This is a genomic window from Collinsella sp. TF11-5AC, assembly GCF_003436775.1.
Classification (GTDB): domain Bacteria; phylum Actinomycetota; class Coriobacteriia; order Coriobacteriales; family Coriobacteriaceae; genus Collinsella.
Genome location: NZ_QSQO01000023.1, coordinates 18,368 through 41,301 on the forward strand (window position 1 = coordinate 18,368; position 22,934 = coordinate 41,301).

General features: G+C 60.6%; 17 protein-coding genes. 7 read left to right on the forward strand and 10 right to left on the reverse strand.

All coding sequences use genetic code 11. The annotated features are described in order from the left end of the window. Positions 1–87 precede the first annotated feature (87 nt). A complete protein-coding gene (locus DXD16_RS08830) occupies positions 88–1,851 on the forward strand; it encodes a hypothetical protein (RefSeq protein ID WP_089572104.1) in 1,764 nt (587 codons plus the stop codon). A 333-nt stretch (positions 1,852–2,184) separates the two neighbouring features. On the opposite strand, the gene queA is transcribed toward DXD16_RS08830, so the two are convergent. The 3 genes from queA to DXD16_RS08845 form a co-directional block, all read right to left on the reverse strand. Next, a complete protein-coding gene (gene queA / locus DXD16_RS08835; protein WP_089572106.1) occupies positions 2,185–3,396 on the reverse strand; it encodes a tRNA preQ1(34) S-adenosylmethionine ribosyltransferase-isomerase QueA in 1,212 nt (403 codons plus the stop codon). A gap of 70 nt (positions 3,397–3,466) precedes the next feature. Next, positions 3,467–4,042: an epoxyqueuosine reductase QueH gene (locus DXD16_RS08840; RefSeq protein ID WP_089572108.1), complete on the reverse strand. Its 576-nt coding sequence runs from the start codon at positions 4,040–4,042 to the stop codon at positions 3,467–3,469. 62 nt (positions 4,043–4,104) lie between these two features. Continuing rightward, a complete protein-coding gene (locus DXD16_RS08845; RefSeq protein WP_089572110.1) occupies positions 4,105–4,674 on the reverse strand; it encodes a DUF3267 domain-containing protein in 570 nt (189 codons plus the stop codon). Between the two features lie 132 nt (positions 4,675–4,806). Between DXD16_RS08845 and DXD16_RS08850 the strand changes: the two genes are divergently transcribed. Both DXD16_RS08850 and DXD16_RS08855 read left to right on the forward strand, forming a co-directional pair. Next, positions 4,807–6,957, forward strand: coding sequence for a methionine--tRNA ligase (locus tag DXD16_RS08850; RefSeq protein WP_117655834.1), 2,151 nt, complete (start codon positions 4,807–4,809; stop codon positions 6,955–6,957). Positions 6,958–6,993: 36 nt separating this feature from the next. After that, positions 6,994–8,097 carry an RsmB/NOP family class I SAM-dependent RNA methyltransferase gene (locus DXD16_RS08855; RefSeq protein WP_117655835.1) on the forward strand — a complete coding sequence of 368 codons (1,104 nt, stop codon included), beginning with the start codon at positions 6,994–6,996 and terminating at the stop codon, positions 8,095–8,097. Positions 8,098–8,121: 24 nt separating this feature from the next. On the opposite strand, the gene DXD16_RS10310 is transcribed toward DXD16_RS08855, so the two are convergent. Beyond that, positions 8,122–8,292, reverse strand: a complete 171-nt coding sequence (locus tag DXD16_RS10310; protein WP_156333777.1) for a hypothetical protein — start codon at positions 8,290–8,292, stop codon at positions 8,122–8,124. Between the two features lie 190 nt (positions 8,293–8,482). On the opposite strand from DXD16_RS10310, the gene DXD16_RS08860 reads away from it, so the two are divergent. Further along, positions 8,483–9,574 carry a hypothetical protein gene (locus DXD16_RS08860; RefSeq protein ID WP_117655836.1) on the forward strand — a complete coding sequence of 364 codons (1,092 nt, stop codon included), beginning with the start codon at positions 8,483–8,485 and terminating at the stop codon, positions 9,572–9,574. 80 nt (positions 9,575–9,654) lie between these two features. Here the strand turns inward: DXD16_RS08860 and DXD16_RS08865 are convergent, their stop codons facing one another. Further along, positions 9,655–10,545 (reverse strand): DegV family protein, encoded by an 891-nt coding sequence (locus DXD16_RS08865; RefSeq protein ID WP_117655837.1) that lies wholly within the window; start codon positions 10,543–10,545, stop codon positions 9,655–9,657. A 320-nt stretch (positions 10,546–10,865) separates the two neighbouring features. Between DXD16_RS08865 and DXD16_RS08870 the strand changes: the two genes are divergently transcribed. From DXD16_RS08870 to DXD16_RS08880, 3 genes are all read left to right on the forward strand, one after another. After that, positions 10,866–12,782, forward strand: coding sequence for a fructose-1,6-bisphosphatase (locus tag DXD16_RS08870; protein WP_117655838.1), 1,917 nt, complete (start codon positions 10,866–10,868; stop codon positions 12,780–12,782). A 78-nt stretch (positions 12,783–12,860) separates the two neighbouring features. Continuing rightward, positions 12,861–13,256: a GtrA family protein gene (locus DXD16_RS08875; RefSeq protein WP_117655839.1), complete on the forward strand. Its 396-nt coding sequence runs from the start codon at positions 12,861–12,863 to the stop codon at positions 13,254–13,256. Positions 13,257–13,475: 219 nt separating this feature from the next. After that, on the forward strand, positions 13,476–13,883 hold the full coding sequence (locus DXD16_RS08880; RefSeq protein WP_055250894.1) for a GtrA family protein: 408 nt from the start codon (positions 13,476–13,478) through the stop codon (positions 13,881–13,883). Between the two features lie 160 nt (positions 13,884–14,043). On the opposite strand, the gene DXD16_RS08885 is transcribed toward DXD16_RS08880, so the two are convergent. The 5 genes from DXD16_RS08885 to DXD16_RS08905 form a co-directional block, all read right to left on the reverse strand. Further along, a complete protein-coding gene (locus DXD16_RS08885; protein ID WP_233502691.1) occupies positions 14,044–14,919 on the reverse strand; it encodes a DUF4430 domain-containing protein in 876 nt (291 codons plus the stop codon). A gap of 9 nt (positions 14,920–14,928) precedes the next feature. After that, positions 14,929–18,276, reverse strand: coding sequence for a DUF4430 domain-containing protein (locus DXD16_RS08890; protein ID WP_158606183.1), 3,348 nt, complete (start codon positions 18,274–18,276; stop codon positions 14,929–14,931). 431 nt (positions 18,277–18,707) lie between these two features. Then, positions 18,708–20,471: an AarF/ABC1/UbiB kinase family protein gene (locus DXD16_RS08895; RefSeq protein WP_117655841.1), complete on the reverse strand. Its 1,764-nt coding sequence runs from the start codon at positions 20,469–20,471 to the stop codon at positions 18,708–18,710. 8 nt (positions 20,472–20,479) lie between these two features. Further along, positions 20,480–20,896, reverse strand: a complete 417-nt coding sequence (locus tag DXD16_RS08900) for a hypothetical protein (protein WP_117583986.1) — start codon at positions 20,894–20,896, stop codon at positions 20,480–20,482. Between the two features lie 99 nt (positions 20,897–20,995). Further along, positions 20,996–22,519 (reverse strand): C69 family dipeptidase, encoded by a 1,524-nt coding sequence (locus DXD16_RS08905; protein ID WP_117655842.1) that lies wholly within the window; start codon positions 22,517–22,519, stop codon positions 20,996–20,998. Positions 22,520–22,934 lie beyond the last annotated feature (415 nt).

Sequence of the window (22,934 nt, forward strand, 5' to 3'; positions counted from 1 at the left end):
CACGTTTTGAAACTTTGCTGCAGCGCGCGGGATGTCGGCGCGAGACTTTATCATAGGGTGACAAACAACGATGAGGAGCACATGCCTATGACAGACGAGCTGGACCCCCAGACTCAACAGCATATTGATGATTCCGCAGACGTCACTGCAGATGCCGACGCTGTGACCTGCGATGATATTGACCTCGACGGCCCATTCTTGGACGAAAGCGCTACGGCGGAAACCCCTGGCGCCGAAGATGCAGACGAGCAAAACGACGATGCGCCCGCTCAGGACGACCGCCCCGTACAGGATGCTGCTCCGCAAGCTGCGGGCCCTATCGAGGTTTCTTCGGAAGAAGAGCTCGACGCCGTCATGGACTCCATGATGGATGCCGTCAAAGCGATGAAAGACGCCGTGGCCGACGCTGACGTTGACGCCGAGGAAGAGGAGGCCGCCGAGGCAGCCTCGACCTTCGTACCCGGCGAGACTCCGGTTGCCGACCAGGGCAGCACCATGCCCTCGTTTCTGCAGCTCGAGCATCCCACGATTGGCACCGATGCGGTCGACCCGCACGCAGCAGGCTTTTCTGTGATCGAAGGCGGTACCGGCAATATCGCCGTGCCGCAGACTGCCGATGCGGACGCTGCCGACACCGCTCGCCCGACCGCCCCGCACTCCTCCGCCGCGAGCCGCGATCTGGGGACCGCTGTCTCGAACACTGCGAACGCCGTGGGCACCTTTATCGCCCAGGGTGCCTCGGCCATGCGCGAGATGAACGCCGCGAAAAAGGCACTTGCCGATGCCCGCGCCCACCTGGCCGAACTTGAGCAGCGCATTGCCGATCAGGCCGAGGAACTCGAGACGCGCCAGGATATCGCAGGCCGCTACGATCAGATCGTCGCCGACCAGCGCCAGGCGATTGCCACGGCCCAAAAGACTGCAGCGGCCGCCGAGATTGATCGTGATGCCCACGCCTCCAAAGCGACAGAGCTCAAGGGTCAGCTCGAACAAATGAAGACAGAGGATGACGCGACTGAGCTCCGTCTGAAGGCCGCGCTCGACGCCGTGGAGGCCCGCGAGGCGAGCTCACGCGAGACCGGCAACCGCCTCGTTCGACGTCTTGAGGATTCCAAGCGCATCCGCGACAAGGTGAAGGCAGAGCGAGACGCCGGCATTGCCGCCGCACAACAAACCGTCGACGCCACGCGCGCCCAGCTCGAGACGCTGCGTCATGAGTATGCCGAGCTGCAACGCAATCCCTCGGCAAATCCCGCCAACTATACGGTGCGCACCAGCGAGCTCTCGATGCAGATTTCCGACACGGCAGATGCCCTGCGTAAAGCCGAAGAAGATGTCCCGCGCATCACCGCCGACCTTGAGCACTCGCTTGCCGCAGCCGAGCAGGCCGTCGAGCAGGCTCAAGCCCCTATCGCCGACGCAAAACGCGCGCACCAAGCCGTGACGACCGAAGCCGATGCCGCGCGCGACGAGCTGCAGACGGCGAAGACCGCCGCCGCGACTCGTCAGCGCGAACTGCGCGAGAAGATCGCCGCGGAGGACAAGGCACGCCGCGAGCAGGAGCAGACCATCGCCAACGCCCAAGCAGATGCCGCACATGCACAGTCGATCATCGAACAGGCGACCGAGGTGCACGACCACCCAGAAATCACTGAGTCGCTTGCAGGATCCTTGGCCCGAGACAAAGCCGAACACGCCGAGACCGAGCAAGAAGTCGACCAGCTCGAGGCCGCCGAAGACGACGTACGAGAGCGCACCCGCGACTCACGCATCAAATTCACCGGCGCCATCGTCTGCATCGTCGCCGCAATCCTGGTGATCATCCTAGTCTGGCTGTTCGCAAGCAAGTAGTCATTGGGGACGTTCTTAAACGACTAGTCAAACAAGAACGTCCCCAACGACTAGCCCAATGACGAGAGTGGATAATCTCCCACTTTGAGCCCCCAAGCAGGCCAAAAACGGGAGATTATCCACTCTCATTCTGCAGGCACTCATTTAAGTACGTCCCCAATGAGTACCTGCCGATGCTTTGGCAAAGTCAGCGAAAACGCCCCTAAGCGAGCAAGGTGACGTGAAAGAGGGGGGGCATTGACCTTCTGGTCATGCCCGACGATTGAACGTCAGATTGCCGCTTAGGGGGGTTTGCAGCGTCGGCCGGTTACGGCGTTTGTAAAACGCCGTAACCTACAAAATGAGCATCGCGTCGCCAAAGCTGAAGAAGCGGTAGCGCTCTTCGATAGCAGCGGCGTAGGCATCCATGATCTGGTCGCGGGTGGCAAGCGCGCTTACGAGCATCATAAGCGTGGAGCGCGGCACGTGGAAGTTCGTGATCAGCGCGTCGACCACGTGATAGGTCGAGCCGGGCATGAGGTAGAGCTGCGTCGTAGCGTTCTCGCGCGCCACGATGTCGCCGCGGCCGAGCGTATCGGCCCCATCCTCGCGGCCCTCAAAATAGCGCGCCGTCACGGCCGGATCGGACACCGGTGCCTCAGCGTCAAAGGCGCTCTCGAGCGAGCGTACTGCGGTGGTGCCGACGGCGATCACGCGGTGCCCCTCGGCCTTCGCCTTATGCACGGCGTCGACAACCTCCTGTGACACGTGGTAGCGCTCGGTGTGCATGACGTGCTGCGTGGGGTCGTCCTCCTCCACCAGACGGAAGGTATCAATACCCACCTCGAGCTCGACGGCGGCAAACTTCGCGCCCTTGGCCTCGATAGCGGCCATGAGCTCGGGGGTAAAGTGCAGACCCGCCGTAGGAGCGGCAGCCGAGTGCTCCTCCTTCATGGCGTAGACGGTCTGGTACTTCTCGGGATCGCCCTCGTAATCGGTAATGTAGGGCGGCAGCGGCACGTGACCGGCAGCATGAATGGCCTCGTCGAGCGTGCGCGGCTCGCCGGCGGCATTGCAGCCGGCCGGCTCAAAGCGCACCAGACGGCCTCCGCGGCTATCGGTGACAAAGTCGATGACCTCGGCCGTCAGCACCACGGGAGCCCCCTCGGGCGCATGGGCGCCACCGGCGCGATACTCAATCTGAGCACCGGGCTTCAGGCGCTTGCCCGGCTTGACCAGGCACTCCCAAACGTGGCCCAGCGGGTCAACATCCTCACGGCGCTTGAGCAGCAGCGTCTCGACCACGCCACCCGAGCCAGCCTTGCGACCGATAAGACGGGCCGGCATCACGCGCGTCTGGTTGATGACGAGCACATCGCCCGGCTCGATATAGTCGATGATGTCGCGGAAGATGCAGTGCTCAACGGTACCGCCATGCTCTAGCGGCGTTCCTGTCTCGGAGCCTTTGCGATCAACCACCAGCAGGCGGCAGGAGTCGCGCGGCTCGGCAGGAGCCTGGGCAATCAGTTCCTCAGGAAGGTTGTAGTCAAAATCATCGGTACGCATAGACACGTCGGATACTCCTTATATAGCTAAAGTCCGCTCTACATCCTAGCAGGCTGACGTCCCAAACGAACTACTTTTTGGCGGCTTTGCGCTCGTCGCGGATGCGGGCGCGATCCATGGCCGCCTCGACCGCCGAGAAACGGCAGCCGCAGTAATTCTGCCGATACATGCCCAGCTCACGCGAACGGCGCGTAGCCTCGGGATAATACGGGCGAAAATCGCGAATCACCGGGGTGAGACCGCGGGCGGCAGCCAGACGCTCCAAAACATCATTGCAGGTATCGAACAGCTGATACGGCGAGACGGCGAGCGTCGTGCCCACAAACTCAAACCCGCGCTCCTGGGCCACGCGGCACGCCTCGGCCAAGCGCAGGGCATAGCACGAGCGACAGCGACGGGGCCGATCGGCACCCAGCGGAGCCACGCCGGCCTCCCAGCGCTCGCGGTCCTCCCCCGCCTCGATGAGCTCGATGTCGCCATCGGCACACCACCGGCGCAGCTCGTCCAGACGCCGCCGCCATTCATCGCGCGGTTGAATATTGGGATTGGTCCAGCAAATCGTGGGCTCAAACCCCTCCTCGCGCAGCAGGCGAACCGGCTCAAGCGAGCATGGTGCACAGCACGCATGCAGCAACAACGACTTCATCGACATCTCCTCCCCCGCAATGATTTTTTAATCCCCGTCCCAGAAAAATCATCCCAAAAAGACTACCTTGCGAAAAAGCGCACGCCAAAGGACGTGTCCTCGCAGGCGGCAATGCGGCGGTCGCGCAGGATCGTCCGCACGTAATACCAGTCGCCCGTGCATCCCGAAAGGTGCAAACCAGCCGCCAGGTAGCACAGCAGCGGATACCCAGAAAACGCAAATCCCAGGGCAAACGCCGCCGTCACAACAACCGTCGGCGCCAGGCAAACCGCCATATACCGCCGGCGCGAATACACAATCCCCTCGGCGCAGGCATAGATCATGCACGTCTCACGGTTCGCTCCAAAAGTCACGTGCGCACTCGCGGGCGCCAGCAGCTTAAAAAACACACCGTGCACCAGCTCGTGCACGGCAAACGACGCCATTGAGACCGCAGCCAAGCCGACTATCCAGCCCAAGACCGCCGTCCAGCCGCCCGCTTCAGCCGCATCCAAGTCCGCAGGCCCGCCCAGCAGCATAAACACCGGCACCAGGCACACGGCAAATACGCCAAGCACGGCCATCCCCCACACGAAGCAGGCGTGCAGAAAATCCTCGTCCTCAAACGCATGTATGTTGGAAATCTCATTCATAGCATCTTAGGATAGCGCCCCTGCCACGCACCCGCCCGCATGTGCGATAATGTCGAACGATATGCACGAATTGACCACCGCGTCGCCAGGCCTTGCGCCCGGCCGCGCTCCCACCATATGCGAAGGAGTCCCATGGCATCCAAATACTCCATGAACGACCGTCCCAGCTGGCCGCGCCGCGCCATCGTTACCGCCGGCGAGCCTTACGGCAACAAAGGCCTGCACTTTGGCCACGTTGGCGGCGTCTTTGTCCCGGCCGACTTCTTCGCCCGCTTCCTGCGCGACCGCCTGGGCCGCGAAAACGTCATCTTCACCTCGGGCACCGACTGCTACGGCTCGCCCATCATGGAGAGCTACCGCAAGCTCAAGGAGAACGAAGGCTACGATAAGTCCATCGGCGAGTATGTCGAGTCCAATCACTCCCGCCAGGCCGCGACCCTCAACAACTACAACATCAGCTGCGATATCTACGGCGGCTCGGGCCTTGAGCCGGCGGCCCAGATCCACAACGAGGTGACTGCCGAGATTATCGAGCGCCTGCACGAGCAGGGCACCATCTCCAAGCGCTCCACGCTGCAGTTCTACGACGCCAAGGCCGGCACATTCCTCAACGGCCGCCAGGTCATCGGCCGCTGCCCCATCCAGGGCTGCAAGTCCGAGAAGGCTTATGCCGACGAGTGCGATCTGGGCCACCAGTTTGAGCCCGAGGAGCTCATCGCGCCCAAAAGCCAGCTCACCGGCGAGGTGCCCGAGTTGCGTCCGGTCGACAATCTCTACTTTGACCTGCCGGCCTACCTCGACTTCATGAAAACCTACACCGCCAAGCTCGCCCAGAACCCGCAGGTTCGCTCCGTGGTCTCCAAGACCATGGAGGAGTGGCTGCTGCCGGCTCAGCTCTACATCCAGAACAAGTTTCGCGAGGCCTTCGACGCCGTCGAGGACCAGCTTCCCGAGCACACCGTGCTGGAGCCCGAGGGCAACAAGAGCAGCTTTACCGTCACCTTCCCCAGCTGGAAGGAGCGCGACGACGCCCACGCGGTGCTCGCCAACGGCGGCGTGCGCTTCCGCAGCGGCAAGGCGCTCGTGCCCTTCCGCATCACCGGCAACATCGACTGGGGCGTTCCGGTGCCCGAGGTCGACGGCGTAACCGACGTCACCTGCTGGTGCTGGCCCGAGAGCCTGTGGGCGCCCATCAGCTATACGCGTACCGTGCTCGCGCGCGATGCCAAGGCAGCCGGCGTGACCGAGGGCGTCGCCGCCCAGGATGCCGCCCTCATGGGCGAGCCCGCTGCCGACTCCACGCAGGTCCCCGCGCCCACCTACCAGCACAGCTCGCTCGACTGGCGCGACTGGTGGTGCTCGGACGACGCGCAGATCTACCAGTTTATCGGTCAGGACAACATCTACTTCTACTGCATCGCGCAGACCGCCATGTGGGAGGCCCTGGGCTGGGACCTCACGCAGAGCACCGTCAGCGCCTGCTACCACCTGCTCTACATGGGCAAAAAGGCCAGCTCGTCCTCGCAGACGCCTCCCCCGCCGGCAGACGACCTGCTCAACCACTACACCTGCGAGCAGATGCGTGCGCACTGGCTGTCGCTCGGTCTGTCCGAGAAGCCGGTAAGCTTTAGCCCCAAGGCATACGACACGCGTGTGACCGGCAAGGACAAGGACGGCAACGAGGTACGCGCCTGCGACGACAAGCGCGTTATCGACCCGGCCCTTAAGGAGAGCGCGCTGCTGACCGGCGTGTTCAACCGTCTGGCCCGCAGCTGCTTCTACGGCGTCGCCGTCAAGGAAGGCGACGAGAGCCCCTACCGCAACGGCTGCATCCCCGCCGGTGCCGCTTCTGACACCGTGGTCGAAGCCGCTGAGCAGGCAGCTCTCGCCTTTGAGCAGGCTATGTACAAGTTCGAGACGCACCGCGCGCTTGCCGTGTGCGACGACTACCTGCGCGCCGCCAACAAGCGCTGGAGCGACGCTTCCAAGGCCGCCAACAAGCTCGAGGGTAACGAGGCAAACGCCGCAATGACGCAGGCGCTCGTCGACGCCTTTACCGAGCTGCGCGTGGCGACCGTGCTCATGCACGGCATCGTCCCTGCCGGCTGCGAGCTCATCTGCGAGTACTTCGACATCGACCCGGTCGCCTTCTTTAGCTGGGATAACATCTTCGCCTCCACGGATGAGTTTGTGGAGAGCTTGGGCGAGAAGCCCGGCGAGCACCGCGTGAAGCCGCTGCCCCCGCGCTTCGACTTCTTTAGCAAGCACGAGAGCCAGTACTAAACACTCGACATGTAATGGAATGGGAAGGAAAGACGGATGTCCAAGCCGCGTCGTCGTAAGCAGAAAAAGCAGGTCAAGGCCGAGCTCAAGCTCAGGCAGTTTGCCGCCACCGAGCTTTCCGACCAGCTTGCCGCCCTTCCTTGCGCCGCCGACCTGCCGCGCTTTATGGTCGACACGGTCGCCGGCGCCTATGCGCCCGCCGATGCCGAGCTCATGATCGAGGGCTTCGGCGCCGCGGCCACACGCCCGGTCACGCTGCGCGCCAACACGCTCAAGGCAACCGCCGAGGACATCGCTGCGGCGCTCGATGCCGCCGGCATCGCCCACAACGCTGTCGCCTGGTACCCGGACGCCTTTATCCTGCCCGAGGCCCAGGTTTCCGATCTGTGGGATCTCGACATCTACCGCGACGGCAAAATCTACCTGCAGAGCCTGTCGTCCATGATGCCGCCGCTGGTCCTGGGCGCACAGGCAGGCGAGGACATCCTGGACATGTGCGCAGCCCCCGGTGGCAAGACGACGCAGATCGCCGCCCTCACGCAGGGGCAGGCGCACCTTACCGCCTGCGAGATGAGCATTCCCCGCGCCGAGAAGCTCGAAGCCAACCTCCACCGCCAAGGCGCAAAAAACGTGCCCGTCATGCGCATCGACGCACGCGAGCTCGACGAGTTCTTCCGCTTTGACCGCATCCTGCTCGACGCCCCCTGCACCGGCACGGGCACCGTCATCAGCGGCAACGAGAAAAGCCTGCGCGGCCTGACCGAGCAGCTGCTGAGCAAGTGTGCCCGCTCGCAGCGAGCACTTCTGGACCGCGCCATGGGAGCCCTTAAACCGGGCGGCACGCTCGTCTATTCGACTTGTTCGATCTTGCCGCAGGAAAACGAGGACGCCCTGCAAGAGGCCCTCGACAAGCACATGGATTGCGAGCTTATCCCCCTCGACGGCACGCCAAGCGAAAGTGAGGCACGCCGTGCCCAGGAAGCTGGTGAGGAGCCGCGCATCGAGTCCAACGCCCTGACCGAGGCCATTGCCGCGGGTCAGGTATCGGCCATCGCCAACGGCCTGCCCGGCACGCTCACCATTCCGCCCAGCCGCGAATTTGAGGGCTTCTACATTGCCCTGATCCGAAAACGCAGCTAGCGCACGGATCCAAAACTCAACAAGCTATCTCCGTGCGCGTTTGCCCTGCTGGTCGCGATGCTGTTTAAGCATCGTGCGCTCCTTGCGTTCGGCCCTTTTTCCCTTAATGGCCGTGACCACAAAGTAGATGACCGCGGCGGCTACGATTGCGCCCACGCATAGGCCAATCGAGCCCAACATTGCCGAAAATTCCATACCGCGTCACCTCTCTTTTAAACGGGACTTTCAAGATAGCACCTCGATCCCCGCCACCACAGCTCCTTCACGTTCGCCGCCCTTCGGTCTAACGGAGGACGCGGCGGGGAAAAATCAACTCGTCAAACGATTTAGCAAGCACAACGCTGCCGGTACCCTGCCGGCCGTCATCACATAGAATCGAGCCTCCATGGATACCCTCAACGATCTAAACGAGCGCGTCGACGCCTTCGTCGGCACCAGCTCCTTCGACACGCCTGCCGCGGCAAACGACCAAGCTCCCATCGATGTGCCCGCCGAGGTTCACGAAGACATCGTCGCCTCGGTCGATTTCTCCGAGGTCGAGCTCGCAGACGAGTTCACCGAGCCCCAGGTAGCCGTCACGCCCAACGGCCTGCTCCCTATGGAGCCGCTGCCCATCGACGGGCGCCTGCGCAAGGCGGCCCTTCGCATGCCTGACGAGATTGAGGAGGCCAGCGGCTTCACGCTCTTCGGCCGTCGTATCAAATCGCTCATCTACACCACCGACGTCGCGGTCATCCGCAACTCCAACGCCGATGCCGTCTTTGCCGTCTACCCCTTCACGCCGCAGCCCGCCATTACGCAGGCGTTGCTGACCGTCGCCGAGTGCCCGGTCTTCGTAGGCGTGGGCGGTGGCACCACCACCGGCAAGCGCTCCGTTCAGATGGCAGCCGTCTCCGAGATGCAGGGCGCGGCGGGCTGTGTGGTCAACTCCCCCGCCACCGCCGAGATGGTCGAGCACATCACCAACATCGCCGACATCCCCGTCATCGCCACGGTCGTACGTTGCGACGACGATGCTCACGCAAAGGTGCGCGCCGGCGCCAAGATTCTTAACATCGCCGCTGGCAAAAACACGCCGCAGGTCCTGCGTGAACTGCGCGAGCACTATCCCAACCTGCCGCTCATCGCGCCGGGCGGCAAGACGCCCGAGAGCATCCGCGAGACCATCGCCGCCGGCGCCAACGCCATCATCTGGACGCCGCCTTCGGCACAGCAGCTACAGACCGACATGATGCAGCGTTATCGCAAGATGAAGGAAGACGCCACGCCCGTTATCTCGCGCGACGATGCGCCCATTATCGACCAGGTCGCCGCCGCCGAAGTCAGCCAGGTCGAGAACATGAATCCCGACGTGCCGATTCCCGACGAGGTCATCGAGCGCGTCGCTTCGATCCACGAGCGCGTCGAGGAGCGTCGCGCCAACCGCGGGCTCAAGCCCTCACTGCACGGCTTTTTCTTCCGAGGAAAGAAACGCTAGCAAAACATCTTGGCCCGCCCCACAAACGTGAGGCGGGCCGTTTTCGTTTGGGCAATCATGCAGCGATGTGATGGGGCAAATTAATCCACGCGCTTGTCGCCCATAAAGAAGAGCGCCACCGTACCAGGTCCGGTATGCGAGCCAATCAGAGTACCGATGTTATTGATCTCAATCTTGCCTTTAAGCTGCGGAACCTGTTCCTCAATCAGCGCCGCAACTGCTTCGGCATCCTCGCGGCACGCCGAGTGCGACATGATGCACTTACCCGAATAATCCGCACCGTCCTGCACGTGTGCCATCATGGTCTTAGCCATCTCGGAAATCGCGCGCTTCTTAGTGCGAATCTTCTCACGTGGCGACAGCTTGCCGTCGCAATCGACCGTCATAAGTGGGCAAATCTTAAGCGCCGTGCCGATGATCGCGCTCGCAGCCGAAATGCGACCGCCGCGCAGGTAGCTCGACAGATCGGTCGAGAAGAACCAGTGGTGCAGGTTGAGCTTGTGCTCCTCGATCCAGGCAGCCGTCTCGTCGAGTGACGCCCCGCTATCGCGCACGTCGGCGGCATATTCCAGCAACAGGCCAAAGCCCGAAGACGCCGCCAGCGAATCGATGACGCGCACCTTGCCGCCCTGGGGATAGCAATCCGCGAGCATCTGCGCCGCAACGCAGGCCGATCCATACGTGCCCGAAATACCCGATGACAACGTCAGGTGCAGCACGTCTTTACCCTCGGCAACAAACGGCTCCCAAAACTCCTCGTACTCACCCACGCTCACCTGAGACGTCTTGGGCATGGCGCCCGCGGCAATCTGGGCAAAAAACTTGTCCGGCGTAATCGACTGATACAGATCGTCCGTATAGACAACATCGTCGATCTCGTAATGAAAATACGCGACGGGAATATTGCGCGATTCAAAGAACTCCCGAGTTCGGTCGGCGGCAGATTCACAGGTCAGGACAAAATCACTCATATGAGGCTCCTTACTCATTGCTGCGCAAATTATCGCACAGTGAGCCTACATACGGTACATATGTCCACTATTTACCAAATCGAACCAAAAATAGCGAACATCTTTACCACCATCGTCTCCACCGGCCCCACGCATAAATATCTGAGAAAACACCCTCTGTCGTCTCCACTCAACCGCCATATCTACCTCAACTAAATCGATTTACCAAACCGTTCAGCCGACAATTCAGCCGCTGGCGCAAAATCGAAACAAAAGCGGCGCATACTGATAAACGTTTGACGCTGTTTATCAGTTTTACCAACCCCATCGGAAGGTGTTTCATGGTCGCATTCGATCGCAATCCGCAAGACTTCAAGTATCTGCGTCTGCTGTCGAAACAATTTCCCACCGAGCAATCCGCGTTTACCGAGATCATCAATCTCTCGGCCATTCTCAACCTGCCCAAGGGCACCGAACATTTTATGAGCGACGTGCATGGCGAGTACGAAGCCTTTATGCACATCCTCAACAACTGCTCGGGCGTCGTGCGCGAGCATGTCGACGAGATCTTTGGCGACACGCTCACCTTTGACGAAAAGGGCGAGCTGTGCACGCTCATCTACTATCCGCGCGAGAAGATCGACCTGGTCCGCAGCCAGCGCGAAGACTCGCCCACCTGGTACAAGACGATGCTTGATCAGCTCATCATGGTTGCCCGCTCGCTTTCGAGCCGCTATACGCGCTCCAAGGTGCGTAAGGCCATCCCACGCGATTACGCCTACATCATCGACGAGCTGCTACACACGCATCCGGACGAGAACAACTATCGCGTGCGCTATCACGAGCGCATCGTGGAGTCCATACTGGAGACCGCCAGCGCCGACGACTTTATCGAGTCGCTTGCCTCGCTCATCAAGCGCCTGGCCGTCGACCACCTGCACCTGGTGGGCGACATCTTCGACCGCGGCGGCGGCGCGGCCAAGATTATGGACCGCCTGCTCACCTACCATTCGCTCGACATCCAGTGGGGCAACCACGACCTGCTGTGGATGGGCGCTGCGGCCGGTGAGCCCGCCTGCATCGCCACGGTGCTGCGCAACAACCTACGCTACGACAATTACGAGATCCTGGAGAACGACTACGGCATCTCGCTGCGTGAGCTTGTCGCCTTTGCCGATGCCACCTACACCGACGGTGAGCCCATCACCCCGCTGATCAAGGCCATCAACGTGCTGCTCTTTAAGCTCGAGGGCCAGATTATCCAGCGCCACCCCGAGTTCGATATGACCGACCGCCTGTTACTCGACAAAATCGATCACGACACCGGCACGGTCACGCTCGCCGACGGCAGCGTGTGGCCGCTCACGACCAATGACTTCCCCACCGTCGACCCGGCGGACCCCTATTCGCTCACGCCCCAAGAGCAGCACATCATCGACAAGCTCGTGTCCGAGTTTGTCACCGCCGATCACCTGCATCGCCATATCGATTTCCTCTATTCCCACGGCTCGATGTACAAGGTCGCCAACGGCAACCTGCTGTTCCATGGCTGCGTGCCGCTCAACGAAGACGGCACCTTTAGCAGCATGAACTGCCTGGGCACCTGGCACGCTGGCCGCGATTATCTCGATTTTTGCGACCACATCGCCCGCCGCGCCTGGCGCGTGGGCGACCGCGACGCTCTCGACTGGATGTGGTACCTGTGGATTGGCTTTAACTCACCCGCCAGCGGACGCCTGGTGCGTACCTTTGAGCGCGCCTATATCGCCGACAAGAGCACCTGGGTCGAGCCGATGGACCCGTACTTTACGCTTACCAAGTCGCCCTCGGTCTGCGACGACATCATGCGCGAGTTTGGCGTCGCGCCCATGGCATGCTCACCGACCGGTCACATCATCAACGGCCACACGCCCGTTAAAACCACCAAGGGCGAGCAGCCCATCCGCGCCGAGGGCAAGCTGCTGGTCATCGATGGCGGATTCTGCCGCGCTTACCATCCCAAGACGGGCATCGCCGGCTACACGCTTATCTCGAGCTCGCGAGGGTGCCGCCTCAAGTCGCACCAGGCCTTTACCACCGTTGCCGAGGCGCTCACCCGCAACATCGATATCGAAAGCGAGACCAACCGCTTTGACGAGGCCGACCGCCGCCGCATGGTGAGCGACACCGATACCGGCGCCAAGATCCGCAGCCAGATCCAGGACCTACGCCAACTGCTCGATGCATATAGAAACGGTGCTATCGAGGAGCGCGCCTAGCTCCACCCGCGGGGATTGGCTAAACTTGCTGGGTTTGTCATCCCCACGGCGCCCCAGCGCCACCCTAAGGCAGGTACCATGCAAAAGCTCCTTGCGCAGATTATGAAGTTTGGCGTCGTCGGCGTCGTCGCCACGGTCATCGACTTTGGCATCATGAATCTGCTCCACTACGGTCTGGGCCTTAACATCCTGATCGCCAACACCAGCGGCTTTATCGTCTCGCTCATCTTTAACTACGTCGCGAGCATGAAGTACGTGTTTGCACACAAGGAGGGCATGAGTCGCCGCCGCGAGTTCATTATCTTTGTCGTGCTGTCCGTGATCGGCTTGGCGCTCAACGACGGTATCGTGCTGGCGCTCAACGCCGGTCTGGGGCTCGAGGCCAATATCGCCAAGATTTGCGCCACCGCACTGGTCATGGTCTACAACTTTGTGACCCGAAAGATCTTCCTGGAGGGCGAGGAGACCAAATAGCTCGGCCTCCTCGTTGCACTACGGGGCCCACGAACGACGTGCGTCGAGCGCTGCGTTGTTCGTGGGCCTTGCTCGTTTACGGGCAAATTTGGCACGTTTGCGGATTGTCTCTTGCAAATTTGGCGAGTTCGTATAGTTCTTGGCAAAGACCTTACGTTTCCCATGCAAAAGCTCTAAAGTATCCTCTGCTCGATTCGTCAACGCATTGGATGTGATTACGTGCGCAAGGCACTGGCACAACCTCATACTAAGCAATTCCTCAAGTTCGCTGTCGTGGGCCTTATCTCCTTTGGCATCGACTGGGGCATGCTGATTGCGCTCGTCGAGCTGTTCCATCTCGACTTTTTGATGAGCACCACAGTCTCGTTTACCACCTCCGTCGTGGTTAACTACTGGCTCAGCATGAAGTACGTGTTCGACCATCGCGAGGGCATGAGCCGCAAGCGCGAGTTTACGATCTTCACCATCCTGTCGGTAATTGGTCTGGGTCTCAACGACCTGTACATGTTTGTGGGCGTCACGTTTTTGAGCATCGGCTACCAGGCCATGAAGGCAATCGCAACGTTCTTGGTCACCTGGTACAACTACTTCAGCCGTCGCTTCTTTCTCGAGGGCGCACGGTCGTAGTCGATTCACTATTTGCTTGAATGTATAACCGGTTGGAATTCCCGTTCCAACCGGTTTTTTTGTTTGCCGAGAGACCCGGCGACCCAGTCCCATTCGCATGAAAAACGGGCGGCCCGGATGTTTGTCCGAACCGCCCGTCTGGCGCACTATGTCGAGGTCCCTAGCCTGTAACGTAATACCAGACCACGTTGTCGCCATTGGAGAGAACGTAGTTACTGCAGGCCGTCATGGGCGTTGTGCCGTTGACGGAGTACATCCAGCCGCTCGTGCCACCGTACTGTTTCTCGGCCAAACCACCAATCGCGGAGACATACGTGCCGTACGACGAGCCATGTGCGTTAACGGAAAGGCCCAGCGCGCACAGGGCATCATAGACGGTAGCGCCTTCGTTAAAGGTAAAGGTGCCACCAGAAGACACAGGATTGCCCACAGCGCTCGATGTGACCGAAACCGTCACTGTTACGTAGCTGGACTCCTGCGAGCCGCTCTGGCCGCCCGAGGAGGCGTTTCCACCATTAGAGGATGAGGCTCCATCAGACGACTGGCCACCGCCAGACGCATTGGAAGTATCACCGGCTCCCGTATTTTGGGCAGCGGATTTATCGCCAGACTTCTTGCCGTCCTGGTCCTCGGACTTCTTGTTATCCGAGTTCTTGTCCGATTCCTTATTTGAAGACTCGGAATCGTCCTTGGACTTGGACTCATCTTTTGCGTCATTCGATGACTTGGAATCCTTGGAACTGGCCTCGCCCGAAGTCGTAGTCGAGCCAGACACCTTGGCGTCCTTCGCGACGACGCTCTCCCCCGTCACGGTCTGAATGATCCAGTCGATGGACCAGGCACCGCTTGCGGAAGGATGGACGAAACCCAGCGAGACGACGATCAGAATGGTGCACGCGGCAGTCAGAACGCCGAGGAGCGCCTTGCGGCGAGGGGCGGACGCCGCCGAAGCGGCGCCCTGTTGCTTTGCATCGTCGAACTGAATGAACGAGGAATCTGGTTGCTTGGGGTCAGCGTCCTTGGATTTATTGGACACAGCCCTCACCTACCGACGTTTGGTGAACACGAACACGCCGACGATGGCGAGACCGATGACGCCGGCGGCAACGCCAACAATGGCGAGCGGGTTGGTGCCAGCCTCCTGCTCGGAGGCACTAGAGGACTTCTTAGCAGTGGTCGTGGAAGCAGCACCCGTATCGGACTTGGAATCGGACTTCTTGTCGGACTTGTTGTCCTTGGTCTCGGTCTTGGTCGACACCGTCGTCTTGGTCACCGGCTTCTGACCCGGGGCGATAGCGCCGCCGGCCTGCTGGCCCTTAGAGCCGGAGCCGGAACCCGTGCCAGTGTCGGCACCAGCACCAGAACCGTTGCCAGCGCCACCGTTGCCACCATTAGTGCCAGAACCGCCATTGCCGCCAGGGTTAACAGCATTCTTGGTCCACTTGGCATACAGCGTCAGATCGGCCGTCACCGGCGTACTGAAGTCATACGCCTGCGTGCAAGCCTCATCGGTGAACCAACCGCCGAAAGTGTAGCCATCGCGCGTCGGATCGGCCGGCTTGACCAGCTTGCCGTCGGCCGTAGTCTGGAAGTCGACCTTAGAACCCTCGCCAGTCTCAAACGAGACCTTAACGCCACCACTCAGCTTGAAAAGCGTGCCGGAATCGTTGATGTAGTAGAGGCTACCCTTGGCATCGCAGACAATCGGCGAGTCACAGTAATTGTTGTGTCCCGCTGCGCTAAACGCACCGGTCGCCTGTGCGTCACCCATCTTGTAGCGATACACGCCACCGCCCGAGGTGTAGTTCACATAGTCGGAAGTCGCACCATAGTTGACAGTGAAATAAACGTACGTGTCATCCGCCTGGACACTCACGAGCGGTGCGCCCTTGATGCCACCGGCAGGAAGCACGGAGCCATCGGCAGACGAAACCAACGTCGTAGCAAAGTCATTATCAAGGTCGACAATCGCCAGCGCCGAACCGCCAGAAACCTCGCCACCGACAATCAGCTTATTGCCATACAGCGTGGGCATGCAGGCACAACCCGTAAGACCAAGATCGATGACGCGTTCTTCGGAAATGCGCGAAGAGGCCCTTGCGCTTGCGTCCGACAGTGCCAGCACGTGGAGCTTGCCGTCACGCGAGATCACATAGGCATGCTTGCCGTCTTTGGACAGTACACAGCCGGAGTTGACGATGGCACCAACCGAAACGCTGCCGAGCACATCACCCGTCGACTTGCTCAGCATCTCAACGGTACCTGCACTCGTCGGAACCAGAATATAGCCGTCGCCCACTGTAGCGCTCGTCCAGTAGTAGCCCTCATCAGCATTAACATGCTGCCAAGAAACAGCGCCGGTCAGTATATTAATACGCGTCAGATGACCGTTATTGTACGTACTCGTTCCATAGTCGACATCAACGGTGCCAACGTAGAGATAGTTGCCATCGACCGTCAACTGGGAATTTGACTGGGCAGATTTGCTCACAGAGTCAGTGACCCAAACCGTCGTCAGCGTATCGGCCGTCAGAGCCTGGACCGCACCGCCGTCAAGCGGGACGATGACCAAGCCTTTCGTATAAATCGGACGCGTGGTGTAGCCAATCGCAGTCTGAAGGTTCGACTCGGCAAGCACCTTGCCCGACTCGGCGTCGATCTTAAGCAAACGCTTGTTCACGGCAAGGTAAACGTTGCCGTTCACGACAATAGGCTCGCTCGCATTGGGATACGTGGCGCCCGAGTAGGCCCTCCAATCGAACGTCCAAGAGCTTACCAGCGCGCCCGTAGGTGTGGACACGTTCTTGACCACCGCATTGGAATTGCCACTCCAGTCGGCTTTCCAATCGGTCGGGCGCGAAGCGCTCGGATCGACTACGACTTCATCGGGATTAGGAACGGTGTCGCCAGGGGCGTAAGCCCAGACGATTTTGTCGCCCGACTTGAGCACGTAATCGCTATCGAGCTGAGGCCCGGGAACGCCGTTGACAAAGAACGACCATGCACCCGACAGCTCGGTGCCATCAAGCGGGGAGACAAGACTATGAACACCCCAATAACCAAATTGGTCGTACATCTTGGACTCAATGCCAATGGCATCGAAGTAGGCAGCGGAAGCGTCCTTGATCGTCGTGCCCTCGACAAACACCTGCGTCGAAGGATCGGTCCAGCGCTGTGCCTTCTCATCCTTCTTACCGATGATCTCCATTGAAACGGAAACCTGGCCGGGCATGGTTCCATCAAAGCCATAGACCCAGGTAACCTTGTCCCCGGCCTTGAGTGTGTAATTGCCCGCGCCGACATTGGCCGCCTGACCGTTAACGAAGAACTGCCAGAATTTCCAAGTGTTTTCGTTAACTTTCTCGCTCGAAAGCGTCACGGTCTTGTTGAACGGTGAAGTCAGCGACTCGAGATACCAGCCGTACGTGCCTTTCCCCGTTTTGGCGCCAATGCCGGCCTTTTTAAAGGCCTGCTCGGAAAGATCAGCAGCGGTCGCGCCCTCTTCCACCAAAGCTGTCGTGGGCTGCGCCCATGTCTGCTGAGCACCCGAGGTGTCCTGGCCGATAACGGTGCAGCTAACGGAAATCTGATTGGCGGGTGCGGGGTCGCCGTACTTCGAGTAGCACCAGACGACGGAGTCGCCGTCCTTGAGCGTGTAGCCGCCCGCGCCGACCGCGGAGGCGCTGCCGTTGACGAACAGCTGCCAGTACGCGCCGGTCGCCGGGTCGTAGGCGAGCGTGCGGCCCGCGTCGAAGGGCGACGTGATCGAGTTGAGCGCCCAGCCCCAGGAGCCGTTGGGGTCGTAGTCGGCTTTGAGGCCGGCCTGCTTGAAGAGCTGCTCGGAGAGGTCGGCCGCGGTCGAGCCCTCCTTCAGAGCGATCTGCTGCGCGGCGGCCCAGGTCTGCTGGGCGCCCTCGGCGTCGGTGCCGACGACGGAGCACGTGGCCGCGACCTCTTGGCCTGCGGCTTCGGTAGGCTGAGATTCAGCCTCATCGGAAGCGGCTACAACACTTTTGACGTCCTGTTCGGATGAATCCGGCGAAGCAGTAGAAGCCTCGGCTGCAACAGAATCGTCCGACGCTACGCCGTTGCTATCTGCGGCATTCGTCGAAGCGCCATCGTTAACCGACGCATCGCTCGCGTTAGAGCCGGTTTCAGAAACGGCACCGTCGGCAGCACCATCCGCAGGCGCTGCACCCTCGTCCGGCGTCGCAGCCTGAGCCACAGCCTCGGCAATGCCCTCGGCGCCCTCGGCCCACAGCTGAGCCGGCGTGGTGCCAAAGGCCATCGCGAAGGCCAGGAATGCCACCGGGCCGCGCTTGGCTACACCGCGTGCAATCGCGCCACGGCGATGCAACGAGGCGCACTCGCGCTCGTCCTCAAACATATCCATTTGTCCCCCATTGTCTGTACTTGGAGCGTTGCCTTGAGGCTGCCCCACGTCATCGCGCATGTTGCGCTCGAGTTCCCCCATCGGGATCTCTCTTCCCTCCAGAGCCCCATGCACACCGGCAGCATACGCCGCAGCCGCATGCAAGATGGGAGGCGATCCGACTTAACCTTAACGGCTCAGGGGCGCCGTCCGATCTGCGACGCGAACATCCCGAGCCAAGAGGAATTACGGTTACTGGTACAGCCGGGGACTTGCACCCCGATTCTCCCAAACGCGCAGGAAAACCGCGCATTCGTGCGTCTCCGCACCACCATCTAGGCCATCGATTATTACCGTCAGTATGGTATCACGCAAAAGGGCCTCGCACGCAGGCGAAGCCCAAGGTAAAAGCTATTGTTTGCGATAGGAGAATGCGGTGACGGCCGCAGCCTCTAGTGCTTGCCGCCGTGGCTGTTGAGCCAGATATTGCGACCCAGCATAAGCGCCAGCACCAGCGCGCTCACGTAGCCAAAGAAGCCGATGACTGGAATGCCGAGGACAACCGGCTCGATGCGCGCGTAGTACACCACCGACGAACCGATAAACAGACCGGCGATCACGATAGCCATCGACATGCGGTCGATAATTCCGCCCAGCTGTCGCAGCGCCTTATCGCTGCTCATGATCTGCGTGTTCACCTTAAGCTGGCCGCGCGTGAGCATACGCGAAGCCAAGCCCAAATACTCGGCCGCCTCGAGCGAGCCTTTTGCCGCGCGATAGCTGCTCGCGGCCAGATCGCGTCCCATATCACGCACGCGCGCATAGGTGCTTTTCTCGTTTTTAATGTGGGTTTGGATGATCTGGATCATGTTGACGTTGGGCATATACTCGGTCAGCAAACCCTCGAGCGTCACCATGCCGCGCGCGAACATCGTCACCACGCTCGGCAGCTCAACGTCATTTTTGCGCGCCAGATTGAGCAGCGAGGTCAAAAACTCGCCGATATCCAGGTCTTTAAGGTCGAGTCCGGCAAAGTCGGCAACGATAAAGTCCAAATCGGACAAAAAGGCCGAATGATCGAGCTCGGCCGAATCGCCACGCGTCACGGCAAAGCGCATGAGCGAATCCTTGAGCTTGGGCACGTCACCCTCGGCCACGGCGAAAATCATGTCCTTGACGATACCGCGATCGTGACTCGACATGCGTCCGACCATGCCCAAGTCGATAAAGTAAACGATGCCGTCCTTGAGAATAATGTTTCCCGCATGCGGGTCGGCATGGAAAAAGCCGTCGTCGAGCACCTGCGTCGAGTAGTCCTCGACAATCGCGGCACCGATCTTTTCCAAGTCATAGCCCTCGGCCACCAAGCGTTCAGGATCGGCGATCGAAATGCCGTCGACGTAGTCCATAACCACCACGTGCTCGGTGCACAGGTCCAGATAGGATTTAGGACACGTCACGCCATGAACGCTCTTATGGAACTCGTAGAAGTCGTTGAGGTTTTTGGCCTCGGCCAAAAAGTTGGTCTCCTCGCGAAATGAGGTCCACAACTCCTCGACTACACCGTGCAGGTCAACGAATTGATCGGTGTTGACGAACTTGGAAACGATACGCACCACCGAGCGGATGATATCGATGTCCTGCGCCATAACCTGCTGCGCACCGGGGCGCTGCACCTTGACGGCCACGTCCTCGCCCGTCACCAGACGAGCGCGGTGCACTTGCGCGAGCGACGCGCTACCGAGCGGATTGGGGTCGATCGCATCGAACATCTCCCCCAGGCGCAGGCCGTATTCTTCTTCCAGACAACTGAGTACGACCTCGTACGGCACAGGCTCCACGTCGGAGCGCAGACGACGCAGCTCGTCGCAAAAGCGTTGCGGCAGAATCTCGGACCGGTTGGCCAGAATCTGCCCCATCTTGACGAACATGGGGCCGAGTTCCTCGAGCAGGCGGCGCAAACGAACCGGCGTGAGGTTATCCCACACGCGGTACTTTTTGACCAGACGAACAATCTGCCCGATGCGTTCGCGACGACCCGCCGGCGTGAGCTGGTATTCCTCGTCCGGCGCCATCGCGTCGGGCTCCTCGGGCACCATATCGACAGCACGCGGCTTCTTGCGAGCGCCCGAGACGGCGGCATCGACCTCATCGACAACCGCCGCCTCGTCGCCCAGAGGATCTAGATTGTTGTAATCGGTGGTGGAATCTGCCATCTGCGCTGCTACTCGGCCTCTTCGGTATCCTTCGCATCGTCGGGCTCAACGGACTCGACGGGCACCGAGGTCACGTTGTCCTCGACTGAATCGACGATGTCGCGCACATGGGCCAGGAAGGCCGTGCGCTCGGGGGCGGTCATAACGCGGACGCGGGCAAGGATGAGCTCGTCGAGCACGCGCTGGGCCGCGGTCTCGCCCTGCATGCCCAAGCGCTCGGTCAGATCGGAGATGGTGCCACCGGCCTGCTCAAACATGTCGGACACACTGCGGGCGATATCGGGGGTGGCGGTGTCCTTGCGGACCTGTTCGCCCTTGGTATTAAGGTCGTCGAGGACCTTCTTGCCGCCTTCGACGGCAACGGCGGCAGCGCCAAAGCCAACGTTGATGGCGCCGTTAACAAGCTGATCGAGTTTCATAACCATGGTTGTCTCCAATCATAAACAACTGCATTGGCGTTCTTGTACCCAAGATCGAGTGAAAGCGACAAAGCGTTTTAGCGCTATTCGATCGCCGGGAAATCCCTACCTCACGTTGTCGTTCATCGCGAAAGAGTTCTTCATGGCGCAGCTCGTGGTGTAGAGCACCTTGCCCAGTAGAGCATCGGTTTCCACGCGAACACGCTCGGCAAAGGCCTCGTTGGCGCGTGCAAGCTCGGCAGGTACCTCGGCCTCGGGCAGAGCGGCTACGGCAGCATCGACGTCATGGATCTGCTTGTGGCCCATGCCACCGACCTTCTCCTGATAGTCCTCCACAGCGCGGCCACACTCATGGAAGCGGACGTCGGCCAGCGCGCCGATCAGGCGGTTGGCCCAGTAGAAGTTTTCGGACGTCACGCGAGCCTGCGTGTCGGCATAATACTCGGGCATGGTCTCGACGTTGGCGTACAGCGGAACCAGCGCGTTAAACGAGTTGGAGCCAAAGGCCATCCACTGCACGGCGCGGTAGGCCGGCTGCGCATAGGGGCGCAGCTGCAGCACGGCGAGCTGGCTGTTACGGTTGATGCCGATGGGGCGATAGGCGCCACGCGTAGCGGGCGTGCCCTTGCTGCCGTAGCAGTCGTACTCCGTGCCCTGGTAGTGGCTCGAAAGCACGTACTTGATGTCCTCGATGGTCACCTTGCGCTCGGGCACGCGGCTCCAGGGGATATCGTCGCTCTCGGGCGTGTAGTCGGCTTCGGGACCGTCCCACACATCGCTGGGGTTAAGGCAGCGCTGCATGTACCAGGCGCGCGGCGTGTTGTAAACGTGGTCGCTGTCACTGTGCGAGCCAAAGGCCTCGCGCGGGTTAAAGACCGCGGCCGGACCGTCGCCCTCAACGCCCAGCGTCAAGTCCAGATGCCACTCGGCCATCCAAGCGCGCAGGTCGGCGGAGCACATGTGATCGGCCTGGGCGCCCTCGGCGTCATCCAGGTCAAAGCTATCGATACCCAGCTGGTTGGGCATGGTCACATAGGCGTCATCGGGCACGCGCTTGGCGATCCAGTGGTGGCCGCCGATGGTCTCGAGCCACCAGATCTCGTCCACATCGCTAAAGGCGATGCCGTTGTTCTCGTAGGTACCATAGCGCTCGAGCAGGTCGCCCAGAATGCGTACGCCGTCGCGGGCGGATTTGGCATATGGCAGCACCAGGGTCACCATGTCCTCCTCGCCCAGACCGCCGGGCTGCGCCGGAACATAGCCGTCCTCGCCCTCCTTGCCCTTGGCGGGCACGTAGTCGACGAGCGGGTCGGCGCCGCGAACGCGCTCGTTGGTGGTGAGCGTCTCGGTTGCGGACATGCCCACATTGAGCTCGTTGAAACCGGCCTCGGCCCAGATGCCGTGGCCCGGGACAACATCGGGGACGCTCGTGTAGCGCATGGGGTTATCGGGCAGCTCAACGGTCAGGTGACTCAGGACGCTCGTGTAGACGCGCGGCTGCTCGTCGGGATGCACCACGCGCATGCGCTTGGGCTCAAACACCCCGTTGGACGAGTCCTCGTTGCGAGCAACCAACGTCGACCCGTCGTAGCTCGCGTTCTTACCAACCAAAATCGTTGTGCACGGCATGCGCATCCTCCTTGAGCGAAGAAATCAAACGATAACAGTGTATCGCTTCGGCGCAGAAAGGGCGAAACCGCGGCGCTGGCAACCCCTGTGGTCAAAAAATGCCAAATATGAGTACTGTCACCAATTTAGTAACAGCAATTTTGCTACGTATGGGTGTCGAAAGTCTACATTTGTTCAAAAATTAGATGATGTAATTCCTCATAGGTCCAATAAAATAAGCTCTCTATCGATAATAAATATCGTTAGAGAGCCTATTTGACCTAAAATATATGTGACTATCTTGGCAACAGTACTCATATTTGGCATTTTTTGACCACGTGGTATATGGCTAACCCCTCAAACAGCCCAAAACGCCTATTTCGATGCACGCTCGGCGGTAGCGCACAGAGATGTGGTGTAAGAGGCGGGGCATGCC

Bases quoted from the DNA above. Each gene is read 5' to 3' on its own strand.
- DXD16_RS08845 (WP_089572110.1), bottom strand. From the start codon at position 4,674: ATGAATGAGATTTCCAACATACATGCGTTTGAGGACGAGGATTTTCTG.
- DXD16_RS08840 (WP_089572108.1), bottom strand. From the start codon at position 4,042: ATGAAGTCGTTGTTGCTGCATGCGTGCTGTGCACCATGCTCGCTTGAG.
- DXD16_RS08865 (WP_117655837.1), bottom strand. From the start codon at position 10,545: ATGAGTGATTTTGTCCTGACCTGTGAATCTGCCGCCGACCGAACTCGG.
- DXD16_RS08900 (WP_117583986.1), bottom strand. From the start codon at position 20,896: ATGGTTATGAAACTCGATCAGCTTGTTAACGGCGCCATCAACGTTGGC.
- DXD16_RS08850 (WP_117655834.1), top strand. From the start codon at position 4,807: ATGGCATCCAAATACTCCATGAACGACCGTCCCAGCTGGCCGCGCCGC.
- DXD16_RS08895 (WP_117655841.1), bottom strand. From the start codon at position 20,471: ATGGCAGATTCCACCACCGATTACAACAATCTAGATCCTCTGGGCGAC.
- DXD16_RS10310 (WP_156333777.1), bottom strand. From the start codon at position 8,292: ATGGAATTTTCGGCAATGTTGGGCTCGATTGGCCTATGCGTGGGCGCA.
- DXD16_RS08870 (WP_117655838.1), top strand. From the start codon at position 10,866: ATGGTCGCATTCGATCGCAATCCGCAAGACTTCAAGTATCTGCGTCTG.
- DXD16_RS08890 (WP_158606183.1), bottom strand. From the start codon at position 18,276: ATGGATATGTTTGAGGACGAGCGCGAGTGCGCCTCGTTGCATCGCCGT.
- DXD16_RS08860 (WP_117655836.1), top strand. From the start codon at position 8,483: ATGGATACCCTCAACGATCTAAACGAGCGCGTCGACGCCTTCGTCGGC.
- DXD16_RS08830 (WP_089572104.1), top strand. From the start codon at position 88: ATGACAGACGAGCTGGACCCCCAGACTCAACAGCATATTGATGATTCC.
- DXD16_RS08905 (WP_117655842.1), bottom strand. From the start codon at position 22,519: ATGCCGTGCACAACGATTTTGGTTGGTAAGAACGCGAGCTACGACGGG.
- queA (WP_089572106.1), bottom strand. From the start codon at position 3,396: ATGCGTACCGATGATTTTGACTACAACCTTCCTGAGGAACTGATTGCC.
- DXD16_RS08875 (WP_117655839.1), top strand. From the start codon at position 12,861: ATGCAAAAGCTCCTTGCGCAGATTATGAAGTTTGGCGTCGTCGGCGTC.
- DXD16_RS08855 (WP_117655835.1), top strand. From the start codon at position 6,994: ATGTCCAAGCCGCGTCGTCGTAAGCAGAAAAAGCAGGTCAAGGCCGAG.